At 67.3% G+C, this 13,071-nt stretch carries 15 protein-coding genes and 1 riboswitch; of the genes, 4 read left to right on the top strand and 11 right to left on the bottom strand.

The features are described 5' to 3' along the window. Positions 1-7 precede the first annotated feature (7 nt). Together C7389_RS00460 and fabI are read right to left on the bottom strand one after the other, a co-directional pair. Positions 8-604 carry a hypothetical protein gene (locus tag C7389_RS00460; protein ID WP_133587282.1) on the bottom strand — a complete coding sequence of 199 codons (597 nt, stop codon included), beginning with the start codon at positions 602-604 and terminating at the stop codon, positions 8-10. Positions 605-615: 11 nt separating this feature from the next. Continuing rightward, positions 616-1,395: an enoyl-ACP reductase FabI gene (gene fabI, locus C7389_RS00455; protein WP_133587280.1), complete on the bottom strand. Its 780-nt coding sequence runs from the start codon at positions 1,393-1,395 to the stop codon at positions 616-618. A gap of 225 nt (positions 1,396-1,620) precedes the next feature. Between fabI and C7389_RS00450 the strand changes: the two genes are divergently transcribed. Further along, a complete protein-coding gene (locus tag C7389_RS00450; protein ID WP_133587278.1) occupies positions 1,621-2,118 on the top strand; it encodes an HAD domain-containing protein in 498 nt (165 codons plus the stop codon). Between the two features lie 177 nt (positions 2,119-2,295). Here C7389_RS00450 and C7389_RS00445 read toward each other — a convergent pair whose 3' ends face one another. Then, the gene (locus C7389_RS00445; protein ID WP_162851613.1) at positions 2,296-3,867 is read right to left on the bottom strand and encodes a sensor domain-containing diguanylate cyclase; all 1,572 of its coding nucleotides are present in this window, start codon (positions 3,865-3,867) and stop codon (positions 2,296-2,298) included. A gap of 146 nt (positions 3,868-4,013) precedes the next feature. Here C7389_RS00445 and C7389_RS00440 point away from each other — a divergent pair, with 146 nt between their 5' ends. The 3 genes from C7389_RS00440 (at position 4,014) to C7389_RS00430 (ending at position 6,001) form a co-directional block, all read left to right on the top strand. Continuing rightward, on the top strand, positions 4,014-4,763 hold the full coding sequence (locus C7389_RS00440) for a hypothetical protein (RefSeq protein ID WP_133587274.1): 750 nt from the start codon (positions 4,014-4,016) through the stop codon (positions 4,761-4,763). Positions 4,764-4,836: 73 nt separating this feature from the next. After that, complete coding sequence (locus tag C7389_RS00435; protein WP_133587272.1) at positions 4,837-5,382, top strand: YaeQ family protein; 546 nt, start codon at positions 4,837-4,839, stop codon at positions 5,380-5,382. A gap of 16 nt (positions 5,383-5,398) precedes the next feature. After that, entirely contained in the window at positions 5,399-6,001 is a 603-nt protein-coding gene (locus C7389_RS00430) for an acyl carrier protein phosphodiesterase (protein WP_133587270.1), read from the top strand. 31 nt (positions 6,002-6,032) lie between these two features. Here the strand turns inward: C7389_RS00430 and C7389_RS00425 are convergent, their stop codons facing one another. From C7389_RS00425 to C7389_RS00390, 8 genes are all read right to left on the bottom strand, one after another. Further along, positions 6,033-6,620, bottom strand: a complete 588-nt coding sequence (locus C7389_RS00425) for a TMEM165/GDT1 family protein (protein WP_133587268.1) — start codon at positions 6,618-6,620, stop codon at positions 6,033-6,035. A gap of 1 nt (position 6,621) precedes the next feature. Then, a riboswitch (yybP-ykoY riboswitch) is annotated at positions 6,622-6,799 on the bottom strand. A gap of 196 nt (positions 6,800-6,995) precedes the next feature. After that, complete coding sequence (locus C7389_RS00420; protein ID WP_133587266.1) at positions 6,996-7,379, bottom strand: ribbon-helix-helix domain-containing protein; 384 nt, start codon at positions 7,377-7,379, stop codon at positions 6,996-6,998. Between the two features lie 120 nt (positions 7,380-7,499). Further along, entirely contained in the window at positions 7,500-8,078 is a 579-nt protein-coding gene (locus C7389_RS00415) for a DJ-1/PfpI family protein (protein ID WP_211168322.1), read from the bottom strand. A 105-nt stretch (positions 8,079-8,183) separates the two neighbouring features. Further along, on the bottom strand, positions 8,184-9,074 hold the full coding sequence (locus tag C7389_RS00410) for an alpha/beta fold hydrolase (protein ID WP_133587262.1): 891 nt from the start codon (positions 9,072-9,074) through the stop codon (positions 8,184-8,186). Positions 9,075-9,162: 88 nt separating this feature from the next. After that, a complete protein-coding gene (locus tag C7389_RS00405; protein ID WP_133587260.1) occupies positions 9,163-10,188 on the bottom strand; it encodes a serine/threonine protein kinase in 1,026 nt (341 codons plus the stop codon). 20 nt (positions 10,189-10,208) lie between these two features. Continuing rightward, a complete protein-coding gene (locus C7389_RS00400) occupies positions 10,209-10,850 on the bottom strand; it encodes a GDSL-type esterase/lipase family protein (protein ID WP_133587258.1) in 642 nt (213 codons plus the stop codon). Beyond that, positions 10,850-12,757: a DEAD/DEAH box helicase gene (locus tag C7389_RS00395; RefSeq protein WP_133587256.1), complete on the bottom strand. Its 1,908-nt coding sequence runs from the start codon at positions 12,755-12,757 to the stop codon at positions 10,850-10,852. The genes C7389_RS00400 and C7389_RS00395 overlap by 1 nt, the downstream gene beginning before the upstream one ends. An 83-nt stretch (positions 12,758-12,840) precedes the next feature. After that, complete coding sequence (locus C7389_RS00390; protein WP_133587254.1) at positions 12,841-13,050, bottom strand: cold-shock protein; 210 nt, start codon at positions 13,048-13,050, stop codon at positions 12,841-12,843. Between the last annotated feature and the right edge of the window lie 21 nt (positions 13,051-13,071).

Below are 13,071 nucleotides of genomic sequence, written 5' to 3'. Positions count from 1 at the left end.
GGAGCTCTCAAGCGATGAAAACCGGATCGGCGAACACCAGGGTGCCGTCCTTGCGCATCATCAGGTTGTTGGCGTTGAGCAGGTCCGGCAGCACCTGGTATTCCTCGACGAAGTCGGACAGTGCCTGCAGCGCTTCCTTCACGCCTTCGTCCAGTTCCAGCGGGCTGACGGTGAGATGGTGCAGGGCGATGCGCCCCATGTCGGCGCCCAGGCGGCTCCACTGCTCGCAGGCGGCCCAGTAAAAGCCGGCCAGCCTGGCCGCGAGTTCGCCGGCCGGAGAGCCGTCGTCCAGCGGGTAGAGGCGCTCCATCTCCATCAGATGGAAGGGGTGGCCGGAGCGGGCGCGACCGACGATGCCGTGATCTGCATAGACAATGGGGAAATGCTTGCCGCGCGGGCGGTCGTCCGCGGTGTAGAGGAAGTAGTCGGCGGGCGAACTGACGAGCTTGTACACCCGCTCGCCGTCGCCCTTGTCCAGCACGATGGAGTACTCGCCGCGGCCGATCTCGGCTTTGCCGTCCAGCAGCGGATGCGGCGGAACCGGGTCGTCCAGGGTCAGGACTTCACGCCCGAAGCGGGCGCGGGCAGCGGCGAGTTCGTCCATCTCAGGCGGCCTCAGCCCATGATGTTGTAGCCGGCATCCACGAAATGCACACCGCCGGAAACCAGCTTACCGGCGTCGGAGACGAGGAAGGCGGTGAGCGCGCCGATATCTTCCGGCGTCACCAGGCGGTGCATGGGCGAGCGTTCCACCGCGGCGGCCATCAGACCATCGAAGCCGGCGATGCCAGAGGCGGCGCGGGTCATCAGCGGGCCGGGGGAGACGGCATTGACGCGGATGTTCTTGGCGCCCAGTTCGGCGGCCAGGTAGCGGGTGGCGGCTTCCAGCGCGGCCTTGCACAGGCCCATTACGCCGTAGTTGGGGATGACCTTCTCCGAGCCGAGGTAGGTCATGGTCACCAGCGCGCCGCCGCCGGCCTTCTCCAGCAGCGGTTCGGCCTTGCGGGCGAGGCGGATGAAGGAGTGGGTGGAGACGTCCATCGCCAGCGCGAAGCCGTCCGGCGAGGTATCCACCACGCGGCCGTGCAGGTCGTCGCGCTTGGCGAAGGCCATGCTGTGCAGGGCGAAATCCAGCTTGCCGTAGCGCGCCTCGATCTCGGCGAAGGCGGTGTCCATGGTCTCGGGCTGGGTGACGTCCAGCAGGAACACGTCCTTGATGCCGAGGCGGTGGATCACCGGCTCGATGAAAGCGCGGGTCTTCTCGTTCTGATAGGTGACGATCAGGGTGGCACCGGCTTGAGCGCACGCTTCCGCCACACCGGTGGAGATCGACTTTTCGTTGGCGATGCCGGTAATCAGGCCGACCTTGCCTTCGAGGTTGATGATGGGGGCCATGGACAATCCTCCGAGTGCGATTGGGAGTGGGATGAAGTGGCTTTGAATGGCCATTGGGTGCAGAACGATGCCGGCGTATTTGACCATGCCGGGGTTACGGATAACTGACCATCCCTGAATGCCTTAGCAGGAGCGCTTCGGACGGCAGGCTTTGAAGTATATTCCGCATCGCAACATCATTGAACCGCGGCGGACAGCCCTTGTTCCCGCAGCAGAGAACAGCCGATGACCCGTAGCTCGTACATATTCATGGATTTCGATGGCGTGACCCACCCTTGGGGCGAGGTCGAGGACTTCCGCTGCCTGCCGCTGATCGAGTCGGTGTTGCGGGAGTTCGAGGAGGCGCGGGTGGTGATCGCTTCCGACTGGCGGATGCTGTTCTCCCTGTCCAAGCTGGTGCTGCGCTTCTCGGAGGACATCCGGCCGCGGATCGCCGGCGCCACGCCGCATATTCTGCCCAAGAAGGGCGCCGACCTGCACGGGATGCGCGAGCGTGAGGCGATGGCCTGGCTGTCGCAGCATGAGGCGGATGTGGACAGCGCGCCCTGGTGTGCGCTGGACGACGCACCGGGCAACTGGCTGACGCGCTCCCGCCTGGTGCTCACCGATTTCAAGCGCGGCTTCATCGAGGAAGATGCCGAGGCGCTGAGGCGCATGCTCAACGGCTTTCGCAACGGCGTGCCGCCCGTAGCGCGCCCCCGCTCCGGACTGGACTGGGGCTGAGCGGCTCCGCCTGCCGGCGCAAGGTGGGCTTAGGGAATGCCCGGCTCCCCTGCCGGTCTTGCTCGAGCGAGCTTGCGCGAGGACAGGCGCAACTGCCGGCGGAGTCATCCTGCGGTCGGTAGGCAGCGCTTGTGCCTGGCCCGGAAGGTTGGATGCGATGCCTGGCGCGGCCGGCGCTCAAGCTTCGGCCGTTCCGGCCCGACAGCATTCAATGGTGTTGCGGCCATTGGCCTTGGCGCGATAAAGGGCGGCGTCGGCACGGCGATACAGCGCTTCGATGTCGGTTTCCTCGCCGGGGGGGGCGATGGCGACGCCCACCGATACGGTGAGGTGACCGAACTCGCTCTCCGGGAAGACATGGGCGGCGGCGGCCACCGCTTCGCGCAGTTCCTGCGCCAGGCGTTCGATGGCCAGTCCGCTCGTCGCCTCGCAGGTAACCGCAAATTCCTCACCGCCGACGCGATAGGCGAGATCCGCGCCCCGGCGTAGCCGCCGGGCCACGCTGGTGGCGACGATGCTGAGGGCGGTGTCTCCGGCCTGGTGGCCGTGGTTGTCGTTGAAGCGCTTGAAGTGATCCACATCGAACAGGATCAGGCCGAAGTGCTTGGCGTCGCGATGTGCCCGCCGTAGCGCCGGAGCAGCCACGGCGTCGAAGAAGCGGCGATTGTGCAGGCCGGTAAGTCCGTCGCGGATGGACAGGGTGGCGATCTTGCGCAGCATGTGGGCCAGGCATACCAGCAGCACCACGCTGCCGCACAGCAGGACGGTGACCAAGGCAAAGGGCAGGGCCTGGCGGATGGCGTTGCGCCGCAGTTGCGGCCTCGGCGCCACCAACTGCAGGGTCCAGGGCGCGGCGTCCAGCCTCTGCCGAAGGAGCAGGAATTCACCCTCCACCTGCCTGCTTGCCGCTCCGTTTCCGCCGAGTAGTTGCAGGTGCGAGGGATCGCCGGCGAGGTAGATGCCGTCCTCGGTCGTCAGCAGCAGCTTGGCGCCCTTGAGGTCGTGGTCGTCCAGCAGGTGGATCAACCTGGAAATGGCGAGGTCGGCCACTACCGCGCCGACCACGCGCCCCCCGTCGCGCACCGGCATACCGACGCCGACGACGAGGCCGCGGCTGTCTTCGTCCTGGTGCGGTACGGTCCAGAACACCGACTGGCCAGATGCTTCGACGGTTTCGTAATACCGGCGGGTGCGTTCCAGATCCGGTGGCCGCGCTTCGTACACCGGCAGAACATAGGAGAAGTTCCGCTCGGAGATGTAGCTGACCCGCAAGGTGTCCGAGTCCCGGCGGATCACGGTACGGAAAAGAGGCGTCAACGCCAGCGCCATCGCCATCTCCCGCGCGGCGGCAGACTGCGCGCCAGGGGCGGCGCCGCGGCCGGCAAGGTGGCCGAGTTCCTCGCCGCGGTAGCCGGACAGCTCCGCCAGCAGATAGCCGCCAGACGTGCTGGAAAGCGCGGTGGCCGGATTCACCGTCAGCTGGGCGTGCCCATCCAGGTACTGCTCGGCGGTGAGGCGCATCGCGCTCAGGCTGTGGGCGCGCAGCGTCAGGTTGTGGTCGAGGACGGTGGCGGCGCGTATCGCTGCCTGGGCGAGCTCTTCTTCCTGGCGGCGGAGATCGCCGAGATAGAGCAGCCAGGTAACCATGGCGGCGAAGATGACGGCGAGCATGCCGAGTATGCAGAGGCTGGGGACGAGCCGGGAAGGGCCGATGCCCAGCTGGGCGGAGGTTGCGGCATACGTGGGCATGAGGGCTCCGAGGGGGCACGTCATTCTGAATGAGTGGAATGACATGCTGCCTGGATGGATTGCCCGCGGCGGGCAATGGCGCGGTTTGCCATGTGCGGACGCCGGGCGGCACAATGGCGCCCCTTTCCCCCGTCCTCCCGCGCCGGATGAATACCGCCGTCAATACTCCGCTTCCCGAAGACCATCTCGCCCACCTTGCCGGCACCGACGCCCAGCGGCAGGCCGCCCACATGGCTCAGGACGCCTTTGGCCGCTGTTTCCGCCAGAGCGTGGGGCAGGAGGAGGGCGGAGAGGGAGAGCTCGCTACTGCGCTGGGTAACTGGGCCCGCGCTGGTGACGGCGAGGACGGCCGGGCGCTGCGGCTGGCGATGCTGCTTTCGGGCATGGACCAATGGGGCCTGGCCTGGACCGAAGCCTTTGGCCTCGCTGCGATCCCGGGCCTGTCAAAACTCATCGGCGATCTGCGTACTGCCCTGCCGCCGGAGGAAGAGGCGCGCTTCTTGCGGCAGTACGACGCGCTGGCGAAGGAGGAGGGCAATGGCATGGACTTCAAGGTCGAACTGCGTCGCGGCATCCATCTGGCGCTGTGGCACTCGGCGATCGCTGCCGAGGAGCGCGACCAAGCCATGCGCCTCACCGCAAGCCTGGGCGGGCTGCTGCTCGGGCTGACGCAAGCCATGCCGGTGGTCGGCTGGCGGCTGGTGGCGGATGCGCTGGCGCATATCCAGATCCGCTGCCTGGCTGATGGGCTGGCCAGTGACGGCATCGGCCAGGAGGCTACCCAGGCCCTGTTCGCCGCGTTGTCGCGCGAGCTGCCGGCGGATGTGCGCGATGCCGTCATGGCCCATGCTGGCCGTGCCGCGGTAGCCTGGCAACAGGCCCGCCGGCCGCACTGAAACGGCCGCGGTCCTGCCGGCCGCTGGCGTAGAATCAGTGCCTTTTTCGGCCCTCGCGGCCCGCGGATGTCCCATGGCCCTCAAGGCAACCATCTTCAAGGCGGACATGCAGATTGCGGACATGGACCGCAATCACTACGCCGACTACTCCCTCACCCTGGCCCGCCATCCTTCTGAGACCGACGAGCGGATGATGGTGCGGCTGCTGGCCTTCGCTTTGTTCGCCGATCCGGCGCTCGCCTTCGGCAAAGGTCTCTGTGTCGAAGACGAACCGGACCTCTGGCGCAAGGACCTCACCGGCGCCATCGAGTGCTGGATAGATGTCGGCCAGCCGGACGAAAAGTGGATACGCAAAGCCTGTGGCCGGGCCGACGAAGTGGCGGTGCTGAGCTACGGCCGGGCAGCCGACATCTGGTGGAACGGCGTGCGCGGCAAGCTGGCGCGCCAGGACAATCTCCGCGTCTATAACCTGCCGCCGGAAGCGGCGCCAGCGCTGGCGCGACTCACCGAGCGCAGCATGCGTCTGCAATTCACCATCCAGGACGGTGCGGTCCTGGTCACGGACGGTCGCGAGTCGGTGGAAGTGCATCCTGAAATCCTAATGGCGCCGGCGGCCTGAGCAAGGAAGCGCCAGCGTGAACTTCCTCGCCCATGCTTTTCTGGCCGGTCCGGCGGACGCGGACCGAGTGGGCGGGGTGATAGGGGATTTCGTCAAAGGCCGGCTGGAGCCGCCGCCGGCCGGCTACTCCACCGAACTCCTGGCCGGCGTAACCCTGCATCGCCGCATAGATAGCTATGCTGACGCTCATCCCGCCTTCCGCCGCAGCCGTGAGCGCGTCAGCCCGGCGCGGCGGCGGGTGGCCGGCATCATGGTCGACATGTTTTACGACCACTTTCTCGCGCTGCATTGGCCGTTCTTCAGTTCTCAGCCGCTGGAGGACTTCGCCGCCGACAGCTACCGCCTGCTGAACGAGCAGACGGCGGGCTTGCCGCTACCGCCGGTGTTCTTCGGCATGCTGCGGCACATGGTGGCGGAGGACTGGTTCAGCGCCTACCGGCAGCCGGCGCGTATTGCCCGTGCGCTGGACGGCATGGCGCAACACCGCCTGCGCCAGCCAAATCCTCTGGCCGGTGCAGGCGAAGAGTTGGTGGCCGATTACGCCGGTTTCGAGGCGGACTGCCTCGCCTTCCTCGCCGACGCTGCAGCCTTCACCGCCGGCTTGCGGGCCGCCCGCTGAAGGCTGTGGGCAGCGCCGCTTGCTCACTGCTTTACTGGCCGGTCAGCACGGCCGGCACCGTGCCCCACAGCGCGGCAATCCCCAGACAGGCGAAGATCAGCGCAGCCACCGCGTGGACGAGACGGACCGGCAGCCGCTTGGCGGCGGCATCGCCCAGCAGCACCGCGGGAACGTTGGCGATCATCATGCCCAGGGTAGTGCCGACGACGACGGCGGCCAGCGAGTCGAAACGCGCGGCCAGGGCCACGGTGGCGAATTGGGTCTTGTCGCCCATCTCGGCGAGGAAGAAGGCGATCAGGGTGGCGCCGAAGATGCCGAAGCGCGGGGCGGCGCGCTTGGCGTCATCCTCGTCCAGCTTGTCCGGGATCAGCATCCACACCGCCATTGCAACGAAGGAGACGCCGAGTATCCAGCGCATCACGTCCGGCCCCAGGCGGGCGGACAGCCATGCGCCCACGGCGCCGGCCAGGGCGTGATTCACCAGCGTGGCGAAGAAGATGCCGAAGATGATGGGAAGCGGCCGCTTGAAACGGGCGGCGAGGAACAGCGAGAGGAGCTGGGTTTTGTCGCCGATTTCGGCCAGGGCGACGATGCCGGTGGAGATCAGGAGGGCTTCCATGAGTTTCCCTGGGCCGGAACGAACACCGATGACTGCACGGCTTCCCCGGCCCAATGCGGAGGCTGTGCAGTCAAAGGTCTCGCCAAGCTCGGGAACCGATCGCGCCATGCCTGGAAGGCAAGTCTGTTGACGCGATCCCCTCTCCATCCGGAGGGAGGCTACTCCCCAATGACGGCGCGCATTCTAGCGAGCGATAGGCGCTTCGGCAACAGCGCGGGAATATCGCTTTCGCTGCATGATGGTTTGTCGGTCGGCCAGGTGGCCAGTCGGAGGGGTTCCCTCCGACCAAGATCGGACGGGCTTCTTCGCGCAGATGGGTTGGTTAGGCGCCGGCCGGAGCCCGGTCGGTAACGCCGGAAGAAGAGGCGGAAGGTATCAGGCCGCCAGCGCCTGCTTTTCGGTGCGCTCAGCCGTGGCGCGCTCCGCGGCGAGAATGCTTCGGCTGTCCAGGTCGCGTATCGGCACCGAACAATCGGTCGGAACCAGTCCCGCAACCTGCAACTGCAGATAGCGGGTGCAACTCACCCGCAGGAAGGAGGTGAAGTTGGCGCGGTCACCCAGCGTACCGGCGGCAGCCAGTTCCTCATGCAGCCGGGAAACCAGCCGCGGCACGGTGAGGCCGTCGCGGGCGCCTATCTCCTCCAGCGCCTGCCAGTAGATGTTCTCCAGCCGTATGCTGGTGGCCACGCCGCCGAGGCGGATGGAGCGGACACGGGAGGCGTAGAGCTGGGGGCGGGCACCGGTGAACAGCTGGCACATGACAGGCTCCGGACGGTGGCGGGCGATGCCGCATTCTAGGCGCGCCCGCCGGCATGCGCATCCCGCGTCTGCCGGCAACCCGGCGATGCCGGGGCGGGCAGCGGGGATGCGCGCCCGTCCTCAGTGGCTGATGCGGGTGCCCAGCAGGGCGAGGAACTGCGACAGCCAGGCAGGGTGAGCCGGCCAGGCGGGTGCGCTCACCAGGTTGCCGTCGGTGACCGCTTGATCGACCGGGATATCGGCATACTTGCCGCCCGCCAGTTCGACCTCGGCACGGCAGGCGGGATAGGCGGAGCAGCGCCGGCCTTCCAGCACCCGCGCGCCGGCCAGCAACTGGGCACCGTGGCAGACGGCTGCCACTGGCTTGTTGGCGCTGAAGAAGTGCCGCACTGCGGCCAACACCTGCTCATTCAGCCGCAGGTACTCCGGCCCGCGGCCGCCGGGGATCACCAGCGCGTCGTAGTCCTCCGCGCGCACCTCGGCGAAGGTCGCGTTGAGGGTGAAATTGTGGCCGCGCTTCTCGGAATAGGTCTGGTCGCCCTCGAAATCATGGATGGCGGTAGCGATGTGCTCTCCCGCCTTCTTGCCAGGGCAGACCGCGTGCACGGTGTGGCCTACCGCGAGCAGGGTCTGGAAGGGCACCATGGTTTCGTAGTCCTCGCAGTAGTCGCCGCAGATCATCAGAATCTTCTTGGCCATGATCGTCTCCTCGCTGGCAGCCCCGGGCGGGGCCGGTGGGCGAAGTCTGCGGCAGGGCGGAGGAGGGCGGGTAGTACCGGGTTGCGACAGCAGGCCGCCGGGGAATCAGGCGGCGGCGCGCATTTCCTGCAGCAGGAAGCCGCGGATCAGTGCAGCGCTGGTCTCCGGGTCTTCCTGCATGAAGCAGTGGCCGCCGGGCACTTCCTGCTCCTGGATGGACGGATTCTGTGCCGCCCAGCGACTGATGGCCTTGGCGGCGAAGGGGTAGCTGCGGTCGCCGCGCAGTACCAGCGTCGGGGTGTGCACCCGCTCCAGTGCGGCCCACAGCCGGCGCGGGTAAGAGCCGAACACTTCCGCCTCGCGGTTGGGCTTGCACTTGAGTTCGACACCGCCCTCCACGTCTTTCAGCGCATGGTTCACATAGGCCCACAGCGCTTCCTCGCGCCAGCCTTTGAACATGCCGCGCTCGTGCAGGGCGCGGAAGGCGGTTTCCCGGTCCGGCCAGTGGGCGCGGCGCTTGCGGGCGCGCTGGGCCAGCGTGTTGCGGGCATAGAGGCCGACCACGTCCGACAGCGCCATGAGGCCGATCATGGCCGGGGTGAACAGCACCGGGTCCAGCAGCACCGCGCGTTTGCAGCGGTTGGGGTGACGCGACAGCATCAGGCCTGTGAGGACCGCGCCGAAGCTGTGGCCGACGGCATAGACCGGCACGTCGCCGAACAAGGCCGCCTTGGAGCGCCAGGCTTCCAGGCAGAGGTCGGCAGTACGGTTCCAGCCGTGGAAGCGGCCGCCGTGATCGCTGTTGCCGTGGCCCTGCACATCGCTGAGAAAGAGGTCGAAGTGCGGCGCCAGCAATTCGAGCATGGGCTGATAGGTGCGGCTGCAGTAGCCATTGCCATGCACAAAATGGAGGACCGGTTTGCCGGAAGGCGCCGAGTGTTCACCCCGCAGGGTGAAGCCGGCCGAGCAGGAGTGATACCAGGGCTGCAGCTGCATGATTCTGGAGGAACGAGGGAGGCGAAGCCCCCAGTTTAGCGACTCCAGCGCGGATGGTGCATTGCGCAAGTCCCGCCCGCTGGCGCGGTCATTCCGGCCACACCGGCTCTTCGTCCATCAGCGCGATCTGTTCGCGCAGTTCCAGAATGCGTTCCTGCCAGTAGCGCTGGTTGTTGAACCAGGGAAAGGCGGCCGGAAAGGCGGGGTCGTCCCAGCGCCGCGCGAGCCAGGCGGAGTAGTGAAGCAGGCGCAGGGTGCGCAGCGCCTCCACCAGGTAGAGCTCACGGTCGTCGAAGTCACGGAAGTCCTCGTAGCCTTCCAGGATGTCACCGAGTTGCAGTGCCATTTCGCTGCGCTCGCCGGAGAGCAGCATCCACAGATCTTGCACCGCCGGTCCGTTGCGGCTGTCGTCGAAGTCGACGAACTGCGGCCCGCCTTCCGGGCGATTGCCATCGCCCGGCTGCCACAGCACGTTGCCCATGTGGCAGTCGCCATGCAGGCGCAGTGTGGCGACGTCGCCGGCGCGTTCATAGGCGCGGTGTACGCCGTCCAGGGCCTGGTCCACTGTGCTGCGCCAGGCGGGCAGCAGGTCGGGCGGGATGAAGTCGTGGGCCAGCAGCCAGTCGCGCGGCTCGATGCCGAAGCTGCCGATGTCCAGCGCCGGTCGATCGCAGTAGCGCCGCAGCCCGCCCACGGCATGGATGCGGCCGAGGAAGCGCCCCAGCCATTCCAGCGTGGCCGGGTCGGACAACTCGGGCGCGCGGCCGGAGAGGCGGGGGAAGAGGGCGAAGCGCATGCCTTCATGCTGATGCAGCGTGCGGCCGTCGATCAGCAGCGGCGCGGCCACCGGGATCTCACGCTCGGCGAGTTCGACGCTGAAGGCGTGTTCCTCGAGGATGGCTTCGTCGCTCCAGCGCGCCGGACGGTAGAACTTGGCCACTACCGGCGCCGCGTCTTCCAGGCCGACCTGGTAGACGCGGTTCTCGTAGCTGTTGAGGGCCAACTGGCGGCCATCGGTCAGCAGGCCGAGCGACTCGATCGCGTCCAGCACGAAATCCGGCGTGAGGACGGCGAAGGGTGGCGTGGTAGAGGGCTGGGTCATGGGCTGGGTCATCGCCGCGGCGTCGTGCTGCCTCAGTGCGTCTGCGCTTCGGCAGCGAAGCCGAAGCGATGCAGGGCGGTCGCCACACCTTCGGCCAGCCGGCGGTAGCCTTCGGCGTTGGGGTGTATGGGGTCGGTGCGCAGCGCTGGGTCGGACAGTACCTGGGAGAAGATGGACTCGATCAGCGGCACCTTTTCCTGTTCGGCAAGTTGCCGGAACAAGTCGGCATCCGTCAGGCTGCCGGCAGCGGCGGCCAGCGGTGAGGCAGCGGGAACCGCGATCAGCACCGGCGTCGCGCCGGCGGCGCGCACCGCCTGGATCAGCGTGCGCAGATCTTCGGCAACTTCAGCGTGTGGGCGACGGCGCAGGAAGTCATTACCGCCGAGTTCGATCAGCACCAGACGGGGTTGATGGCTGCCGAGATCGGCCGCGATGCGCTGCTTCGCGGTTTGCGCCATGTCGCCCGGAATGCCGGCGTTGATGACTGACCAGCCGGTCAGCGCCGCCAGCTGGCTGGGATAGTCCTCGCCACGGTTGGCGCCGGTGCCCCAGGTGACGCTGTCGCCGAAGGCCATCACCGCGGTGCCGGGCGGCAGTGCCTCGAAACGCGGCGACTCCTTGCCGCAGGCGATTAGCAGCAGGCAGGCGGCCAGCGCGAGCAGGCGACGCAGCATCAATATTTCTCCCGGCGCTTGGCCGGCTTGCCCGTCGTCGGCGGCCCGGCGCGGCGCGGCGTGCGCTGGCTGTCGCCACCTTCGCGCGGTGCCTGCGGCTTGTCCTTCCATTGCGGGAAGGGTTTGCCGCGTGCGTCGCGCTCGGCCGGCTTGCCGCCTTCACGCGGTGGACGGCGGGCTGGTTCGGCGGCGGCTTCGGCCGCGCTGAGCTGACGGATCTGCAGCTGACACTGGCGTACCCGGGTGCGCTTGAGTACCGCCAGCAGTTCGCCGGGCAGGCCGGCAGGCAGCTCCACCGTGCTGTAGTCGTCGAACAGGTGGATCTGGCCGATGAAACGGCCTTCGATGCCGCCCTCGTTGGCGATGGCACCGACGATCTCCTTTGGGCTGGCGCCGTGGCTGCGGCCGACTTCGATGCGGTAGCGCACCAGCGAACCTTCGGAGAAGGCACGGCGGCGGGCGAGGATCTCGTCGCGATTCGGTCGCGGAGCACGTTCGCGGGTGACGCCGGTGGTGAAGTGTTCGGCTCGCGGGCCCCGGCCGCCGCTCTCCTGCGAGGCGGTGGCAACGTCCCAGCCACGGCCGCTTTCCTCGATCTGCAGGGGACGTTCTCGCTGGGCGAGGAAGGCCAAGGCGGCAGCGATCTCATGGATGCCGACGCCTTCCTCTTCTGCCAGACGGTTCACCACATCCATGAAGAAGCCGAGCTCTTCCTCCTGCACCGTCGCCAGGATCTGCTGCTTGAACTGGCTGACGCGCAGGTTGGACACCGCTTCCCGGCTGGGCAGGGCGATGGGCTCGATCGGTTGCCGGGTGGCGCGCTCTATCGCCTTCAGCATGCGCGTTTCGCGCGGGGCGACGAACAGGATGGCAGTGCCCTCACGTCCCGCGCGGCCGGTGCGGCCGATGCGGTGCACATAGGCTTCGGTGTCGTAGGGAATGTCGTAGTTGATGACGTGGCTGACGCGCGGCACGTCGATGCCGCGGGCGGCGACGTCGGTGGCGATGACGATGTCCAGCGCACCGCTTTTCAGCTGCTCGATGACACGCTCGCGCAGGCCCTGGGTCATGTCGCCATTGAGCGCCGCCGCCGCATAGCCGCGCGCGGCCAGCTTCTCGGCCAGTTCCTCGGTGGCGATCTTGGTGCGGACGAAGACAATGGCGGCATCCAGCGTGGCTTCGGAGTCCAGGATGCGGGTGAGCGCATCCAGCTTGTCCACCCCGCGTACTTGCCAGTAGCGTTGCTGGATGCGGGACACGGTGGCGGTGGCCGACCGGATCTTCACCTCTTGCGGTTCGCGCAGATGGCGGTGGGCAACCTCGCGGATGGCCGACGGCATGGTGGCCGAGAACAGCGCCGTTTGGCGGCTCTCCGGCGTGTGCTCCAGGATCCATTCGACGTCGTCGATGAAGCCCATGCGCAGCATTTCGTCGGCCTCGTCCAGCACCAGCGCGCGCAGGCTGTCCAGCTTGAGGCTTTCCCGCTCAAGGTGGTCCATGACGCGGCCCGGTGTGCCGACGATGACTTGGGCGCCACGGGAGAGCTGGCGCAGCTGCACCACCATGCTCTGGCCGCCGTAGAGCGGCAGCACATGGAAGTCCGGCAGGCGGGCGGCGTACTTTTGGAAGGCTTCCGCCACCTGGATTGCCAGTTCCCGCGTCGGTGTCAGCACCAGCACTTGCGGGCGACGGTCGGCCAGATCCAGGCGAGCCAGCATCGGCAGCGCGAAGGCGGCTGTCTTGCCGGTGCCGGTCTGGGCTTCACCCAGGATGTCGGCGCCCGCCAGCAGATGCGGGATACAAGCGGCCTGGATGGGCGAGGGGGTTTCGTAGCCGACATCCGCCAGGGCCTGTAGCAGGGTGGGGGGGAGGTCGAGCTCGTCGAAGCGGGAAATGGTATCGGTCATGACGGCGGCTTCTTGCAGTACAGCGGCAACAAAAACAAAAACGCGGCCGGAGGCCGCGTTTTGAGTATCAGCTGAGGCGCTGATTACAGCGGGCGGATGTTCGCCGCCTGCTGGCCCTTCGGGCCGGTCTTCACTTCGAATTCAACGGGCTGGTTCTCAGCCAGGGACTTGAAGCCCTTGGCTTGAATTTCGCTGAAGTGGGCGAACAGGTCTTCACCGCCGTTATCCGGGGTGATGAAGCCGAAGCCCTTGGCATCGTTGAACCATTTGACCTTACCGGTTTGAGTGCTCATGTTTGCGTTCCGAATTGATTA

The organism is Azoarcus indigens (assembly GCF_004361735.1).
Lineage (GTDB): Bacteria > Pseudomonadota > Gammaproteobacteria > Burkholderiales > Rhodocyclaceae > Azoarcus > Azoarcus indigens.
Note: the sequence above shows the minus strand (reverse complement) of the source record. Positions and strands in the feature narration are given on the sequence as shown.